Annotated in this window: 16 protein-coding genes; all 16 read left to right on the forward strand. The window is 64.9% G+C overall.

Features of this window, described 5'->3' with window-relative positions:
- The 16 genes from HMPREF1008_RS03250 (at window position 1) to rpsQ (ending at window position 14,233) form a co-directional block, all read left to right on the forward strand.
- Window positions 1–4,431, forward strand: a complete 4,431-nt coding sequence (locus HMPREF1008_RS03250) for a DNA-directed RNA polymerase subunit beta' (protein WP_009278404.1) — start codon at window positions 1–3, stop codon at window positions 4,429–4,431.
- Between the two features lie 118 nt (window positions 4,432–4,549).
- Window positions 4,550–4,876, forward strand: coding sequence for a helix-turn-helix transcriptional regulator (locus HMPREF1008_RS03255; protein ID WP_009278405.1), 327 nt, complete (start codon window positions 4,550–4,552; stop codon window positions 4,874–4,876).
- Window positions 4,877–5,282: 406 nt separating this feature from the next.
- Complete coding sequence (gene rpsL, locus HMPREF1008_RS03260; protein ID WP_009278406.1) at window positions 5,283–5,657, forward strand: 30S ribosomal protein S12; 375 nt, start codon at window positions 5,283–5,285, stop codon at window positions 5,655–5,657.
- 45 nt (window positions 5,658–5,702) lie between these two features.
- Window positions 5,703–6,173, forward strand: coding sequence for a 30S ribosomal protein S7 (rpsG, locus tag HMPREF1008_RS03265; RefSeq protein WP_009278407.1), 471 nt, complete (start codon window positions 5,703–5,705; stop codon window positions 6,171–6,173).
- Between the two features lie 24 nt (window positions 6,174–6,197).
- The gene (fusA, locus tag HMPREF1008_RS03270; RefSeq protein ID WP_009278408.1) at window positions 6,198–8,294 is read left to right on the forward strand and encodes an elongation factor G; all 2,097 of its coding nucleotides are present in this window, start codon (window positions 6,198–6,200) and stop codon (window positions 8,292–8,294) included.
- Window positions 8,295–8,355: 61 nt separating this feature from the next.
- Window positions 8,356–8,664 (forward strand): 30S ribosomal protein S10, encoded by a 309-nt coding sequence (gene rpsJ, locus HMPREF1008_RS03275; RefSeq protein WP_009278409.1) that lies wholly within the window; start codon window positions 8,356–8,358, stop codon window positions 8,662–8,664.
- Between the two features lie 688 nt (window positions 8,665–9,352).
- Window positions 9,353–9,973, forward strand: a complete 621-nt coding sequence (rplC, locus tag HMPREF1008_RS03285) for a 50S ribosomal protein L3 (protein ID WP_009278410.1) — start codon at window positions 9,353–9,355, stop codon at window positions 9,971–9,973.
- Between the two features lie 43 nt (window positions 9,974–10,016).
- Entirely contained in the window at window positions 10,017–10,640 is a 624-nt protein-coding gene (rplD, locus tag HMPREF1008_RS03290; RefSeq protein WP_009278411.1) for a 50S ribosomal protein L4, read from the forward strand.
- Window positions 10,640–10,945 (forward strand): 50S ribosomal protein L23, encoded by a 306-nt coding sequence (gene rplW / locus HMPREF1008_RS03295; RefSeq protein WP_009278412.1) that lies wholly within the window; start codon window positions 10,640–10,642, stop codon window positions 10,943–10,945. Before rplD ends, rplW begins: the two co-directional genes overlap by 1 nt.
- 131 nt (window positions 10,946–11,076) lie before the next feature.
- A complete protein-coding gene (gene rplB / locus HMPREF1008_RS03300) occupies window positions 11,077–11,913 on the forward strand; it encodes a 50S ribosomal protein L2 (protein ID WP_040656716.1) in 837 nt (278 codons plus the stop codon).
- Window positions 11,914–11,943: 30 nt separating this feature from the next.
- Complete coding sequence (rpsS, locus tag HMPREF1008_RS03305) at window positions 11,944–12,201, forward strand: 30S ribosomal protein S19 (protein WP_009278414.1); 258 nt, start codon at window positions 11,944–11,946, stop codon at window positions 12,199–12,201.
- A gap of 18 nt (window positions 12,202–12,219) precedes the next feature.
- Window positions 12,220–12,582 carry a 50S ribosomal protein L22 gene (rplV, locus tag HMPREF1008_RS03310; RefSeq protein ID WP_009278415.1) on the forward strand — a complete coding sequence of 121 codons (363 nt, stop codon included), beginning with the start codon at window positions 12,220–12,222 and terminating at the stop codon, window positions 12,580–12,582.
- Between the two features lie 7 nt (window positions 12,583–12,589).
- Entirely contained in the window at window positions 12,590–13,303 is a 714-nt protein-coding gene (gene rpsC, locus HMPREF1008_RS03315) for a 30S ribosomal protein S3 (protein WP_009278416.1), read from the forward strand.
- A complete protein-coding gene (gene rplP, locus HMPREF1008_RS03320; protein WP_009278417.1) occupies window positions 13,303–13,731 on the forward strand; it encodes a 50S ribosomal protein L16 in 429 nt (142 codons plus the stop codon). The genes rpsC and rplP overlap by 1 nt, the downstream gene beginning before the upstream one ends.
- Entirely contained in the window at window positions 13,732–13,947 is a 216-nt protein-coding gene (gene rpmC / locus HMPREF1008_RS03325) for a 50S ribosomal protein L29 (protein WP_009278418.1), read from the forward strand.
- A gap of 19 nt (window positions 13,948–13,966) precedes the next feature.
- The gene (rpsQ, locus tag HMPREF1008_RS03330; protein ID WP_009278419.1) at window positions 13,967–14,233 is read left to right on the forward strand and encodes a 30S ribosomal protein S17; all 267 of its coding nucleotides are present in this window, start codon (window positions 13,967–13,969) and stop codon (window positions 14,231–14,233) included.
- The last annotated feature ends 72 nt before the right edge of the window (window positions 14,234–14,305 follow it).

Here is a 14,305-nt window from a genome sequence, read left to right on the forward strand (position 1 = left end):
GTGGCAGATTTCGATACCACCGATTTCGACGCTATAAAGATCTCGCTCGCCTCCGCCGACGAGATTCGCAGCTGGTCGCACGGCGAGGTCAAGAAGCCCGAGACCATCAACTACCGCACCCTCAAGCCCGAGAAGGACGGCCTCTTCTGCGAGAAGATCTTCGGTCCCACCAAGGACTGGGAGTGCGCCTGCGGCAAGTACAAGGGCATCCGCTTCAAGGGCATCGTCTGCGAGCGCTGCGGCGTCGAGGTCACCAGCGCCAAGGTGCGACGCGAGCGCATGGGCCACATCGAGCTCGCCGCTCCCGTGAGCCACATCTGGTACTTCAAGAGTCCCACGAGCTTCCCCCTGGCCCGCCTGCTCGACATCAAGAGCAAGGACCTGGAGAAGATCCTGTACTTCGCGAGCTACGTCATCACCTCCATTGACGCCGAGGCCCGCGAGGCCGACGCCGACGAGCTGAAGGAGGAGCTGGCGGCGGACCTCGAGGAGCTCGACGCCGAGCGCGACGACGAGATAGAGCGCCTGAAGGCCCAGGGCGAGCCCTCTGAGGACGAGTTCAGCGACATCGAGCCGCTCTCGGCCGACGAGGTCCGCGCGGGCATCGCCGACCTCGAGGAGGAGTACGAGGAGGAGAAGCAGCTCCGTCGCGACGCCTACGAGCGCTTCATGCAGCTCCAGGAGCGCGAGCTCATCTCCGACGAGGGTCTCTTCACCGAGATGAAGCGCTACTACTCCATCTACTTCAAGGGCGGCATGGGCGCCGAGGCCGTGCGTGAGCTCCTGCGCTCCATCGACCTGCCCAAGGAGGCCGAGGAGCTGCGCGCCATCGTCGCCTCTCCCGACTCCCAGAAGCAGAAGAAGGAGAAGGCCGTCAAGCGCCTGGAGGTGGTCGACGCCTTCCTCAAGGGCAACAACGACCCCGCCAACATGATCCTGGACGTCGTGCCCGTGATTCCGCCCGACCTGCGCCCCATGGTGCAGCTCGACGGTGGCCGCTTTGCCGCGTCCGACCTCAACGACCTCTACCGTCGCGTCATCAACCGCAACAACCGCCTCAAGCGCCTGCTCGACCTCGACGCCCCGGCGATCATCGTAAACAACGAGAAGCGCATGCTCCAGGAGTCCGTGGACGCGCTCTTCGACAACGGCCGCCGCGGCCGTCCCGTCACCGGCCGTGGCGGGCGTCCGCTGAAGTCGCTCGCCGAGGCGCTCAAGGGCAAGCAGGGCCGCTTCCGCCAGAACCTGCTGGGCAAGCGCGTCGACTACTCCGGCCGCTCGGTCATCGTCGTCGACCCGCACCTCAAGCTGCATCAGTGCGGCCTGCCCTCCACCATGGCTCTCGAGCTCTTCAAGCCCTTCGTGATGCGTCGTTTGGTCGAGCTGGGCAAGGTCGAGAACATCAAGGGCGCCAAGCGCGCCATCGACCGCAGCGCCCCGGCCGTCTGGGACGTCTTGGACGAGGTCATCAAGGGTCGCCTGGTGCTGCTCAACCGCGCGCCGACCCTGCACCGCCTCTCCATCCAGGCCTTCGAGCCCGTGCTGGTCGAGGGTAAGGCCATCCACCTGCACCCGCTCGTCTGCGCTCCCTTCAACGCGGACTTCGACGGCGACCAGATGTCGGTCCACGTGCCCCTCTCCACCGAGGCGCAGACCGAGGCCCGCGTGCTCATGCTCTCGAGCAACAACCTGCGCTCGCCCGCGTCGGGCAAGGTCCTCACCGTCCCCTCGCAGGACATGGTCTTCGGCGTGTACTTCCTCACCACCCAGAAGGATGGCGTCGAGGGAGAGGGGCGCGTCTTCGCCGACTTCGACGACGCCATGAACGCCTACGACTGCCGCGACAGGGTGGACATCCAGGCCAAGGTCACGGTGCGCGTCTCCTCGGAGGACGCCAACGTGGTCGAGGGCGACAGGAGGGTCTTCCGCGTCATGGAGGGCCGTGGCCAGTTCCGGGACTACGACGTCACCGAGCGTCCCGTGCGCATCGAGACCTCCGTCGGCCGCGTGATCTTCAACCGGCAGTGCCTGCCCGCGGACTACCCCTTCATCAACTTCAAGATGTCCAAGAGTGACATCTCGGCGCTCGTCAACGACTGCTGCGACCGCTACAGCACCGCCGAGGTCGAGCCCATCCTGGACGCCATCAAGCACAGCGGCTTCCACTACGCGACCCGCGCCGGCCTGACCATCTCGGTCTGGGACGCCGCGATTCCCGACGACAAGCCCGAGCTGCTCGAGGACGCGCAGGCCAAGGTCGACCAGATCAACGAGTACTACGAGGACGGCTTCCTCTCCGAGCGCGAGCGCCACGCCGAGGTCATCAACGCCTGGACCGAGTGCACCGAGACCCTGGGCACCAAGATGCTCGAGGGCTTCGCCGAGGACAACCCCATCTACATGATGGCCGACTCCGGCGCCCGAGGCTCCAAGACGCAGCTCAGGCAGCTCGCGGGCATGCGAGGTCTCATGGCCGACATGTCCGGTGACACCATCGACCTGCCCATCAAGGCCAACTTCCGCGAGGGCCTGGAGCCGCTCGAGTACTTCATCTCGACCTACGGCGCCCGCAAGGGCCTGGTCGACACGGCGTCCCACACCTCCGACTCCGGCTACCTGACCCGTCGTCTGGTCGACGTCGCGCAGGACGTCATCGTGCGCGAGGAAGACTGCGGCACCGACGAGGCCGTCACCTACGACCTCGTCAAGCCGGGCGAGACGGACGTCGACACCGACCTGATCGGCCGCTGCGCGCTCGAGGACATCGTCAACCCCCAGACCGGCGAGGTCATCGTCGCGAGGGACGGCTACGTTGAGTCCAAGGCCGACCTGGAGGCCATGGTCGAGGCCGGTCTGAAGAAGGTCCAGCTCCGCGCCCTTCTGACCTGCAAGTCCAAGTACGGCGTCTGCCAGAAGTGCTATGGCTGGGACCTCTCGACCCGCAGGCCCGTCAACATCGGCACCTCCGTGGGTATCATCGCCGCACAGTCCATCGGCGAGCCCGGCACGCAGCTGACCATGCGTACGATCCACTCCGGCGGCGTCGCCGGCGCGGACGACATCACGCAGGGCCTGCCCACCGTCGCTCGCATGTTCGACGTCGTCGGAAACGTCAACGAGAAGATCCTGGGCCGCGAGGCCGACCTGGCGCCCTACACCGGCACGCTCCAGATCACTCCCGAGCAGACCGAGTACCAGCTGCGCATCCTCGACACCGAGGATCCCAGCCGCATCCTGGCCGAGTGGAGGGTCCCCGCGTCCGTCCGCTTCATGCCGGGCGTCGAGGACGGTGCCGAGGTCCGCGCCGGCGACCAGGTGACCCGCGGCTTCGTCAACTTCCGCAAGTTGCGCAAGCTCACCGACATCGAGTCGACGATGCACACCTTCGTCAAGTCGGTCAAGGACGTCTACACCTCCCAGGGCGTCGACCTGAACGACAAGCACATCGAGGTCATCGCGCGCCAGATGCTGCGTCGCGTCCAGGTCACCAACCCCGGCGACTCGACCTACCTGCTGGGCCAGTACGTCGACCGCTACGTCTTCGCCAACACGGTGCGCAACATCGCCCTCGCGGGCGGCACGCCCCCCGAGGCCGAGCCGGTCATCCTGGGCACCCTCAAGGTGGCCAGCTCCATCGACTCCTGGCTGTCGAGCGCGTCGTTCATCCGCACCGCCGGCGTCCTCACCGAGAGCGCCATCAAGGGCGAGGTCGACCACCTGCTGGACCTCAAGTCCAATGTCATCGTGGGCAAGAAGATTCCCGCAGGCACCGGCCTCAAGGCGTACGGCGACGTCAAGCTCACCTACCACGGCCAGGTCATCGACGGCCCCACCTCGCCCATGGCGAAGAGCCTGCCCGACTGGGCTCCCGAGAGGCTCAAGGGCATCGAGGACCAGCTGCCCAAGCAGCTCGACTGGATCGGCGACGACTACGGCTTCGGCGGCGTCTACTCCAAGAACGGCCGCACCCTCTCCAGCGAGGACGCGAAGCTCTACCTCTTCGACGACCTCGGGGTGTCGCAGCGCTGGACCAACAAGTTCAGCGAGGTCGGCATCGAGACCGTGGGTGACCTCATCGGGAAGACCGAGGACGACCTCCTGCGCATCGACGGCATCGGCGCCAAGGCGATCGAGGAGCTCCGTGACGGCCTCGAGGCGCGCAACCTCCTCTACATCCTCGAGCCCGACGAGGACGAGGCGGACAGTGAGGACCTCTCGCAACTGCTCAACATGGTGTTCTCGCCTGATGCCGACAACGACATCATGCTGGGCACTGCGGCTCCCGCGAAGCACAGCTTCGACGACGAGCTCATCGGTGGCAGCAGCGAGACCTCTGACGACGAGGGCGACCAGGTCATCAACGAGGACCTTGGCTCCCTGCACGACCTGCTCTCGCAGGTGGAGCAGAGCGAGGACGGCGACGAGGAGTAGCTCTCGCCCGGATGCTTGGCACGGGGCCCGTCACGAGAGTGGCGGGCCCCTCTCGTACGAGAGGTCCCTCTTGCCTAGAATCGATGGGGGAGGACGGGCGCCTGAAGAGGGGAGTCCCATGGAAGAGACGGCGTGCACGCTCGAGGAATGCCTTGCTAGCGACGACATCGTGTACCGTGCCACGCAGATCTTCGACGCGCTCAGCGACTCGACGCGATTCCAGATCCTTGGCGTCCTGGTCATGGGCGAGAGGAGCGTGGGTGAGCTGACCGAGGCGTGCAATGTGACGCAATCCGCCATATCGCACCAGCTCAGGCTGCTTAGGGACCGAGGCCTGGTAAGCTCCAGGCGAGACGGCCAGCGCGTCATCTACTCGTTGGCAGACGACCACGTGAGCGCCCTTATCGCCACGGGACTCAGGCACGCCGCGGAGGAGTCTGTGTAGGCCTCCGCGTAACCCGCCCCGCCCGCATGCGTTCTCTATGCCTTCTCCTGAATCGAGTGGCTCGCTAACTGGGGTTTTGTATCCTCGGTTTCATAGATTGGCATAGAGAACGACGGTCGCGCGTGGGGCGGGTGGCATCAGCGGCGTGTCGCCTGCGACGAGCGCCCGCCCGCCTCGTTGCACACGGCTTCTCCGCCGGCGTCCCGGCCCGTCTCTCGCCTGTGTAATATGGGTGAATCAAGGATACGCCCGGACCCGTGGTATTTTGACATCTGCCCTTATTGGGCGTAATGTTTCCCGTCGCGACTGTCATGCGCATGACAATCCGGGACGACGGTGCTGCGCCGTCCTTGATACATAGGTGCTCGCGCACCGCCTACTCGCACGCTCTACGAAGGAGAAAGCTTTGCCTACCATCAACCAGCTCGTCCGCCAGGGCCGCGTGTCCCACAAGGCCAAGTCCAAGAACGCAGCCCTGCAGCACAACCCCCAGAAGCGCGGCGTCTGCACCCGCGTCTTCACCACCACGCCCAAGAAGCCCAACTCGGCGCTGCGCAAGGTCGCCCGCGTGCGCCTCGTCAACGGCATCGAGGTCACGGCCTACATCCCCGGCGAGGGCCACAACCTGCAGGAGCACTCCATCGTCCTCATCCGTGGCGGCCGCGTCCGCGACCTCCCCGGCGTGCGCTACAAGATCGTCCGCGGCGCCTATGACTGCGCTGCCGTTCAGGACCGCAAGAAGGCCCGCTCCCGCTATGGCGCGAAGCGCCCCAAGGAGTAAGACCCCAAATCCTGAATCAGCCTTTCCAGTTCTTAGGAGATACACATGCCGCGTCGTGCAGCAGCAGTTCGTCGTGAGGTCATCCCCGACGCCGTCTACAACAACCGTCTCGTGACCCAGCTCATCAACAAGGTCCTCCTCGATGGCAAGAAGGCCACCGCCGAGCGCATCGTCTACGGTGCCTTCGACATGGTCGCCACCAAGACCGAGCAGGACGCCCTCTCCGTCTTCAAGAAGGCCATGGACAACGTGCGCCCGACCCTCGAGGTCAAGCCCAAGCGCGTCGGTGGTGCCACCTACCAGGTGCCCATGGAGGTCAACTCCCGTCGTGCCACCACGCTGGCCATCCGCTGGATCGTGAACTTCTCCCGCGCCCGCAAGGAGAAGACCATGGCCGAGCGCCTTGCCAACGAGATCATGGACGCCGCCAACGGCGTCGGCGCCTCCGTCAAGCGTCGCGAGGACCTCTTCAAGATGGCAGAGGCCAACCGCGCCTTCTCGCACTACCGTTTCTAATCGAAGGCTCGAGGAAGTAGCGAAATGGCGAAAGTTAAGTACAAGCTCGAAGACCTGCGAAACATCGGCATCATGGCTCACATCGACGCAGGCAAGACCACCACTACCGAGCGCATCCTCTACTACACCGGCAAGACCCACAAGATCGGCGAGGTCCACGACGGCGCCGCCACCATGGACTGGATGGTTCAGGAGCAGGAGCGCGGCGTGACCATCACCTCCGCCGCCACCACCTGCTTCTGGAAGGACCACGTCATCCAGATCATCGACACCCCGGGCCACGTCGACTTCACGGCCGAGGTCGAGCGCTGCCTGCGCGTCCTCGACGGTGCCGTCGCCGTCTTCGATGCCGTCGCCGGCGTCCAGCCCCAGTCCGAGACCGTGTGGCGCCAGGCCGCCAACTACGGCGTGCCCCGTATTGCCTTCATCAACAAGTACGACCGCGTCGGCGCCGACTTCTTCCACGCCATCGAGACCATGAAGGACCGCCTGGGCGCCGCTGCCGTGGCCGCCCAGATTCCCATGGGCGCCGAGTCCAACTTCTGGGGCCTCATCGACCTCGTCACCATGGAGGCCTGGGACTTCAAGGAGGACGCCAAGGGGATGATCTATCCCGAGGTCATGGACTCCATCCCTGACGAGTTCGCCGAGCTCGCGGCCGAGAAGCGCGAGGAGCTCCTCGACGCCGCCGCCAACTTCGACGACGCGCTCATGGAGGCCATCCTCATGGAGGAGGAGATTTCTGTCGACCAGCTCAAGGCCGCCATCCGCAAGGGCGTCCTCGCTGGCGAGATGAACCCCGTCTTCGTGGGCTCCGCCTACAAGAACAAGGGCATCCAGGAGCTCCTCGACGCCGTCGTGGACTACCTGCCCAGCCCCCTCGACGTCACCGAAATCGACGGCAAGAACCTGAAGGGCGAGGACGAGGTCCGTCACGCGGACCCCAAGGAGCCCTTCTCCGCCCTCGCCTTCAAGATCATGACCGACCCCTTCGTCGGCAAGCTCACCTACATCCGCGTGTACTCCGGCCAGGCCGAGTCCGGTAGCTACGTCTACAACTCGGTCAAGGACAACCGCGAGCGCTTGGGCCGCATCCTCGAGATGAACGCCAACGACCGCGTCGACCGCGAGGAGTGCTCCGCCGGTGACATCGTCGCCTGCGTCGGCCTCAAGAACACCTCCACCGGCGACACTCTCTGCGACGAGAAGCACGCCATCGTGCTCGAGTCCATCGAGTTCGCCGCGCCCGTCATCGACGTCGCGGTCGAGCCCAAGTCCAAGGCCGAGCAGGACAAGATGTCCGTAGGCCTGGCCAAGCTCGCCGAGGAAGACCCGACTTTCCAGGTGCACACCGACCACGAGACCGGCCAGACCATCATCGCCGGCATGGGCGAGCTGCACCTCGAGATCATCGTCGACCGCCTGCGCCGCGAGTTCCACGTCGAGTGCAACGTGGGCAAGCCCCAGGTCGCCTACCGCGAGACCGCCGGCAAGGCCGTGCAGCACGTGCAGGGCAAGTTCGTCCGCCAGTCCGGCGGCCGCGGCCAGTACGGCGACGCCATCATCGACCTGGAGCCCATGGAGGCCGGCTTTGGTTACGAGTTCGTCGACGCCACCGTCGGCGGCTCCATCCCCAAGGAGTACATCCCCTCTGTGGACAAGGGCATCCAGGAGGCTCTGGAGACCGGCGTCATCGCTGGCTACCCCGTCCAGGACGTGAAGGTTACCCTGGTCGACGGCTCCTACCACGAGGTCGACTCCTCCGAGGCCGCCTTCAAGATCGCCGGCTCCATGGCGATTAAGAACGCCCTCGCCAAGTCCGACCCCGTGCTCCTCGAGCCCGTCGAGTCCGTCGTGGTCGAGACGCCCGAGCAGTACATGGGCGACGTCATGGGCAACCTGAGCGGCCGCCGCGGCAAGATCGAGGGCATGGAGGACCGTGCCAACACCAAGCTCATCAGGGCCAAGGTGCCCCTGGGCGAGATGTTCGGCTACGCCACCGACCTGCGCTCCCAGACCCAGGGCCGTGCTTCCTACACCATGCAGTTCGACTCCTACGAGCCCGTTCCCAAGAACGTCCGCGAGGAGATCGTCAGCAAGAACGGCGGAAGCGCCTCGTAAGCAAAAGTAGCCAATGGCAGCGCGAGCAACTCGCAGCCGCTATTCGATGGAGGTATTTGAAGTGTCAAGCCAGAAGATCAGGATTCGCCTCAAGGGCTACGATCACGAGGTAGTGGACCAGTCCGCCAAGCTCATTGTGGACACCGCCCAGAAGACCGGCGCCCGCGTGTCCGGCCCCATCCCCCTGCCCACCGAGCGCAACCTCTACACGGTCATCCGCTCGCCCCACAAGGACAAGGACTCCCGCGAGGAGTTCGAGATGCGCACCCACAAGCGCCTCATCGACATCCTCGACCCCAGCTCCTCGACCGTCGACTCGCTCATGCGCCTCGACCTTCCTGCGGGCGTGGACATCGAGATCAAGCTCTAAGGCTTAGCTCGGTCGCAAGATGACTTGCAAGGGGGCTCGGCTTCGGCCGGGCCCCTTTTTTTGGTGGAGAGTTGCGTCCCGTCTTAGCTGGTGCGCCATTCTCGCCCACGGCTATAGAAGATTTCGCCCACCGTGCACGAGCCAGCTGCTGCCGCCTCTGTCGCGTGCGCCTCAGTTGCAATGACGTCCAACGCGTGCGCCTCGGCCGCGGCTACGTCCAACGCGTGTTCCTTAGTCTCGAAAACGTCCAACGCGTCGGAGCGATTCACGTTTGCCCTGTTGATGTGCCGAGAATAAACGCATTCGACGTTTTCGGCGAAATTGTGCGCGCGATTGACGTACTCGAGCGACTCGAGCGGAGGGGGCGGGCACGTTTGACGCAGTCGCGCATGCAAGGACTCGCATGCAGAGGCTCTCTGGCAGTTCATAGATACGCCCGACACAGTGGTAGACAAAGTACCAGCTAGGGGCTTCAAAAACTTCTGCGAAGAGATTGTGAAAGGCGCTCCGGGCATGTAAACTTATTAAGCTGCCGATTTTGTGGGGGAGTTCTGTCCATAGCGCACAGGACAAAACCGCAGCTGAGGTGGCAGACGACAGCTGTGGTCCGCTGGGGAAGTGGCGCCGGATGCGCCATGAGGGGGCTTGCCCCCACAGGTCCCATGACCACCGAGGGTAAGGAAAGAGCATGGTCAGCACGATTCTTGGCCGCAAGATCGGGATGACTCAGGTGTGGGATGAAGACGACAACGTCGTCCCCGTCACCGTCATCCTGGCAGGCCCCTGCACTGTCTCGCAGGTGAAGACGAAGGCGACCGACGGCTACGATGCCGTCCAGATCGGCTTCGGAGACATCACGCCCAAGCACGTCAACAAGCCCATGGCCGGCCACTTCAAGGCCCATGGCGTGGAGCCCATGCGCTACCTGCGCGAGGTCCGCGTCGAGAACGGCGAGGAGCACAGCTGCGGCGACCTGGTCACCGTCGCTGACTTCGCCGACGTCAAGGCGGTCGACGTCATCGGCACCTCCAAGGGCAAGGGCTTCCAGGGCACCATCAAGCGCTGGAACTTCTCTCGTGGCCCCATGGCCCACGGCTCGCGCAACCAGCGCAAGCCCGGCTCCATCGGCCAGTGCGCCTACCCCGCGCGCGTCCGCAAGGGCCTGCACATGGCCGGCCACATGGGCAACGAGCGCGTGACCGTCAAGAACCTCAAGCTCGTCCGCGTCGACGCCGAGCAGAACCTCCTGCTGGTCAAGGGCGCCGTCCCTGGCGGCAAGAACGGTCTCGTCCAGGTCCGCATGGCCTAAAGGGCCGAGGTAAGAAGAGCCCTAAGGCTAACAAGGAGGACAAATGTCCAGCATTGAAGTCAAGAACGTTGAGGGGAAGGCGGCCGGCACCGTTGAGCTCTCCGACAACGTGTTCGGCATCGAGCCGAACATCCCCGTGATGCACCAGGTCGTGGTGGCCTACGAGGCGTCCCTGCGCCAGGGCACCCACTCCACCAAGAACCGCTCCGCCGTCTCCGGCGGCGGTGTCAAGCCCTTCCGCCAGAAGGGCACCGGCCGTGCCCGTCAGGGCACCATCCGCGCCCCGCAGTTCACCGGCGGCGGCGTCGTCTTCGGGCCTACCCCCCACTCCCACGCCCTGCGCGCGAACAACAAGGAGAAGAAGCTCGCCATGCGCTCCGCGCTCTCTGGCAAGCTTGCCGACTCTCAGCTGTTCCTGATCGACGAGCTCTCCCTTGAGCCCAAGACCAAGCAGGCCAAGGCCGTCCTGGCCGCCCTGGGCCTCGAGGGCAAGCGCGTCACCATCGTCGTTCCCGACGATGACGTCAACACCTACCTGGCCTTCCGCAACCTGCCCAAGGTCACCATCATCGCCTCCTGCGAGGCCAACACCCGCAACCTGCTCGACAACGCGGCCCTCGTGATGTCCTGTGCGGTTGCCAAGCAGCTCGAGGAGGTGCTCGCGTAATGAACTCTGCCTACGAGGTCATCATCCGCCCGGTCGTCTCCGAGCGTTCCTTCGACCTGATGTCGAACAACAAGTACACCTTCGAGGTTGCCCGCAACGCTCCCAAGGAGGAGATCAGGGCTGCCGTCGAGAAGCTGTTCGGCGTTCACGTCCTCAAGGTGAACACGCTTTGGGTCCGTCCCAAGAATAAGCGCGTCCGCTATGTCACCGGCAAGACCCGCACCTGGAAGAAGGCGGTCGTCACCATCGCCGATGGTGAGCAGATCGAGATCTTCTCCAACCAGCAGGCCGCTGCCGAGGAGTAGGTAATTCGCCCGCGCCTCCCCAGGGAGGCCGGGCTGTTATGCCGCGCAGGATGGATACGCGCGGTACCGTGGTAATCCGGTGTCGCCTCCTATTCCCGAGGGGGTCGGCCAACGGAAAGAAAGGGAAAGCAATGGCAGTCAAGCACCTCAAGCCCACGAGCGCAGGCAGGCGCTGGCAGACGATCTCTGACTTCAAGGAGATCACCGCCACCAAGCCCGAGAAGTCCCTTCTCGAGCCCCTGCCCAAGAAGGCAGGCCGCAACAACAACGGCCGCATCACCACCCGTCACCAGGGCGGCGGCAACAAGCGCCTGTACCGCAGGATCGACTTCAAGCGTCGCATGGACGACGTGCCGGCCAAGGTCGCCACGATCGAGTACGACCCCAACCGCTCCTCTCGCATCGCCCTGCTCCACTACGTGAACGGCGCCAAGGCCTACATCCTGGCTCCCGAGGGCCTTCACGTGGGCGACGTCGTCCTCTCGGGCGAGAAGGACGTCGACATCAAGCCCGGCAACTGCATGCCGCTCTCGCAGATCCCCGTCGGCACCCTGGTCCACGCCGTCGAGTTCCAGCCCGGCAAGGGCGCCGCGATGGCCCGCGCCGCCGGCACCTCCGTGCAGCTGATGGGCAAGGACAACGGCTACGCCGTCCTCCGCATGCCCTCCTCCGAGCTCCGTCGCGTGCTCCTCACCTGCCGCGCCACCATCGGCGAGGTCGGCAACGCCGAGCACGGCAACATCGTCATCGGCAAGGCCGGCCGCCAGCGCTGGCGTGGCGTCCGTCCCACCGTCCGCGGCACGGTCATGAACCCCGTCGACCACCCGCACGGCGGCGGCGAGGGCAAGAACCACACCTCCGGACGTCCCTCCGTCACCCCCTGGGGCAAGCCGACCAAGGGCAAGAAGACGCGCGACCCGAAGAAGGCGTCGAACCGCCTCATCATCCGTCGTCGTCGCTCGAAGTAGTCGGAACACGAGTATTAGGAGATCCCAAGAATGAGCAGAAGTCTCAAGAAGGGCCCGTTTGTGGAGACTCGCCTCCTTGCGCGTGTCACCGCTATGAACGAGGCTGGCAAGAAGGAGGTCGTGAAGACCTGGTCGCGCTCCTCCACCATCTTCCCCGAGATGGTCGGGCACACGATTGCCGTCCACGACGGCCGCAAGCACGTCCCCGTGTACATCACCGAGTCCATGGTTGGTCACAAGCTGGGCGAGTTCTCGCCCACCCGCACCTTCCGCGGCCACAAGGCTTAACAGGGGGCATGAAGAACAATGGCTAAGAACAACGCTGCAAACGAGGTCTCGGCTACTGCGAAGTACGTCCGCATGGCCCCTCGCAAGGTCCGCATGATCGTCGACCAGGTGCGCGGCAAGTCCGTGGAGAAGGCCCTCGAGACCCTCCAGTTCAGCACCCGCGCCGCCGCCGAGCCGGTCGCCAAGGTCCTGCGCTCCGCCGTCGCCAACGCCGAGAACAACAACGGCATGCGCGCCGACGGCCTCGTGATCAAGTACGCCTACGTCGACGAGGGCCCCACGCTCAAGCGCATCCGTCCTCGCGCCAAGGGCTCCGCATCCCGCATCAACAAGCGCACGAGCCACATCACCGTCGTCGTCGCACCTGGAAAGGAGGCGTAGGGAAAGCATGGGACAGAAGGTTCAGCCTACCGGCTTCCGCCTCGGCATCACCGAGGAGTGGCGTTCCCGTTGGTACGCCGATAAGAAGGACTACGCCAAGAGCCTTGGCAACGACCTCGAGATTCGCAAGTTCCTCGAGAAGCGTCTTGCCTCCGCCGCCCTCGCCCGCGTCGACATCGAGCGTGCCGGCGACAAGGTGAAGGTCATCATCTACTCCGCCCGTCCCGGCATCGTCATCGGCAAGAAGGGCGCCGAGATTGACTCCCTGCGTGGCGAGCTCGAGAAGATCGCCGGCGTGACCAAGGGCAACATCAACGTCGACGTCATCGAGATCAAGCGTCCCGAGCTCGACGCGCAGCTGGTCGCCCAGTCCATCGCCGAGCAGCTCGAGGGCCGCATCGCCTTCCGTCGCGCCATGCGCAAGGCGGTCCAGTCCGCCCGCAAGGCCGGCGCCAAGGGCATCCGCATCCAGTGCTCCGGCCGCCTCAACGGCGCCGAGATGGGCCGTCGCGAGTGGTACCGCGAGGGTCGCGTGCCCCTGCACACCCTGCGCGCCAAGATCGCCTTCGGCGAGGCTACCGCCCGCACCACCATGGGCGCCTGCGGCGTGAAGGTCTGGATTTACCTCGGCGAGCAGCTTCCCGGCCAGCCTGCGCTCAACCCCGCGCTCGAGGGCAGCAGCCGTCCTCGCCGTTCCCGTAACGAGAGGAGGGGCCGTTAATGCTCGCACCTAAGCGCGTTCTCCACCGCAAGGTCCAGCGTGGCTCCATGAAGGGGCAGGCCAAGGGCAACACCAAGCTCTACTTTGGCGAGTGGGGCCTGCAGGCCCTCGAGGCCCACTGGATCACCAACCGACAGATCGAGGCCGCTCGTATCGCCATGACGCGCCAGATGAAGCGTGGCGGCAAGGTCTGGATCACCATCTTCCCCGACAAGCCCATCACCAAGAAGCCCGCCGAGACCCGCATGGGCTCCGGCAAGGGCAACCCCGAGGAGTGGGTGGCCGTCGTCAAGCCCGGTCGCATCATGTTCGAGATCGCCGGTGTCGACGAGTCCATCGCCAAGGAGGCCCTGCGCCTCGCCCAGCACAAGCTCCCCATCAAGACCAAGATTATCGCCCGCGCCGACCAGGACGGGGAGGCCAAGTAAATGAAGTACAAGGACATCCGCGAGCTCAGCGACGAGGAGCTTGCCCAGAAGCTCGAGGACGGCAGGGCCGAGCTCTTCAACCTCCGCTTCCAGATGGCGACCAGCCAGCTGGACAATACCGCTCGCGTCACCACGGTCAAGCGCGACATCGCCCGCGTCCAGACCGAGATCCGCGCACGCCAGATCGCAGCGGAAAACGCCGCTGCGCAGAACTAGATCGCAGGAGAAACAGGAAATGGCAGATACCGAAAGCAGGAACGCGCGCAAGGTCCGCACCGGTGAGGTCATCTCGACCTCCGGCGACAAGACCGTCACCGTTCAGGTCACGTACCGCAAGCACCACCCCAAGTACGGCAAGATGATGACGATCCACAAGAAGCTCCACGCCCACGACGAGAAGAACGAGTGTGGCCTGGGCGACACCGTCACTGTCATGGAGACCCGTCCCATGTCCAAGACCAAGCGCTGGCGCGTGACCCAGATCGTCGAGCGCGCCAAGTAACGACCTATACAACCCATTCCCAGCCATGTGCGGCGCACGCGAGGCCGCACCTCTGGCAGGGGTGAGCGTTCG

The organism is Olsenella sp. oral taxon 809 str. F0356 (genome assembly GCF_000233535.1).
GTDB lineage: Bacteria > Actinomycetota > Coriobacteriia > Coriobacteriales > Atopobiaceae > Olsenella_I > Olsenella_I phocaeensis.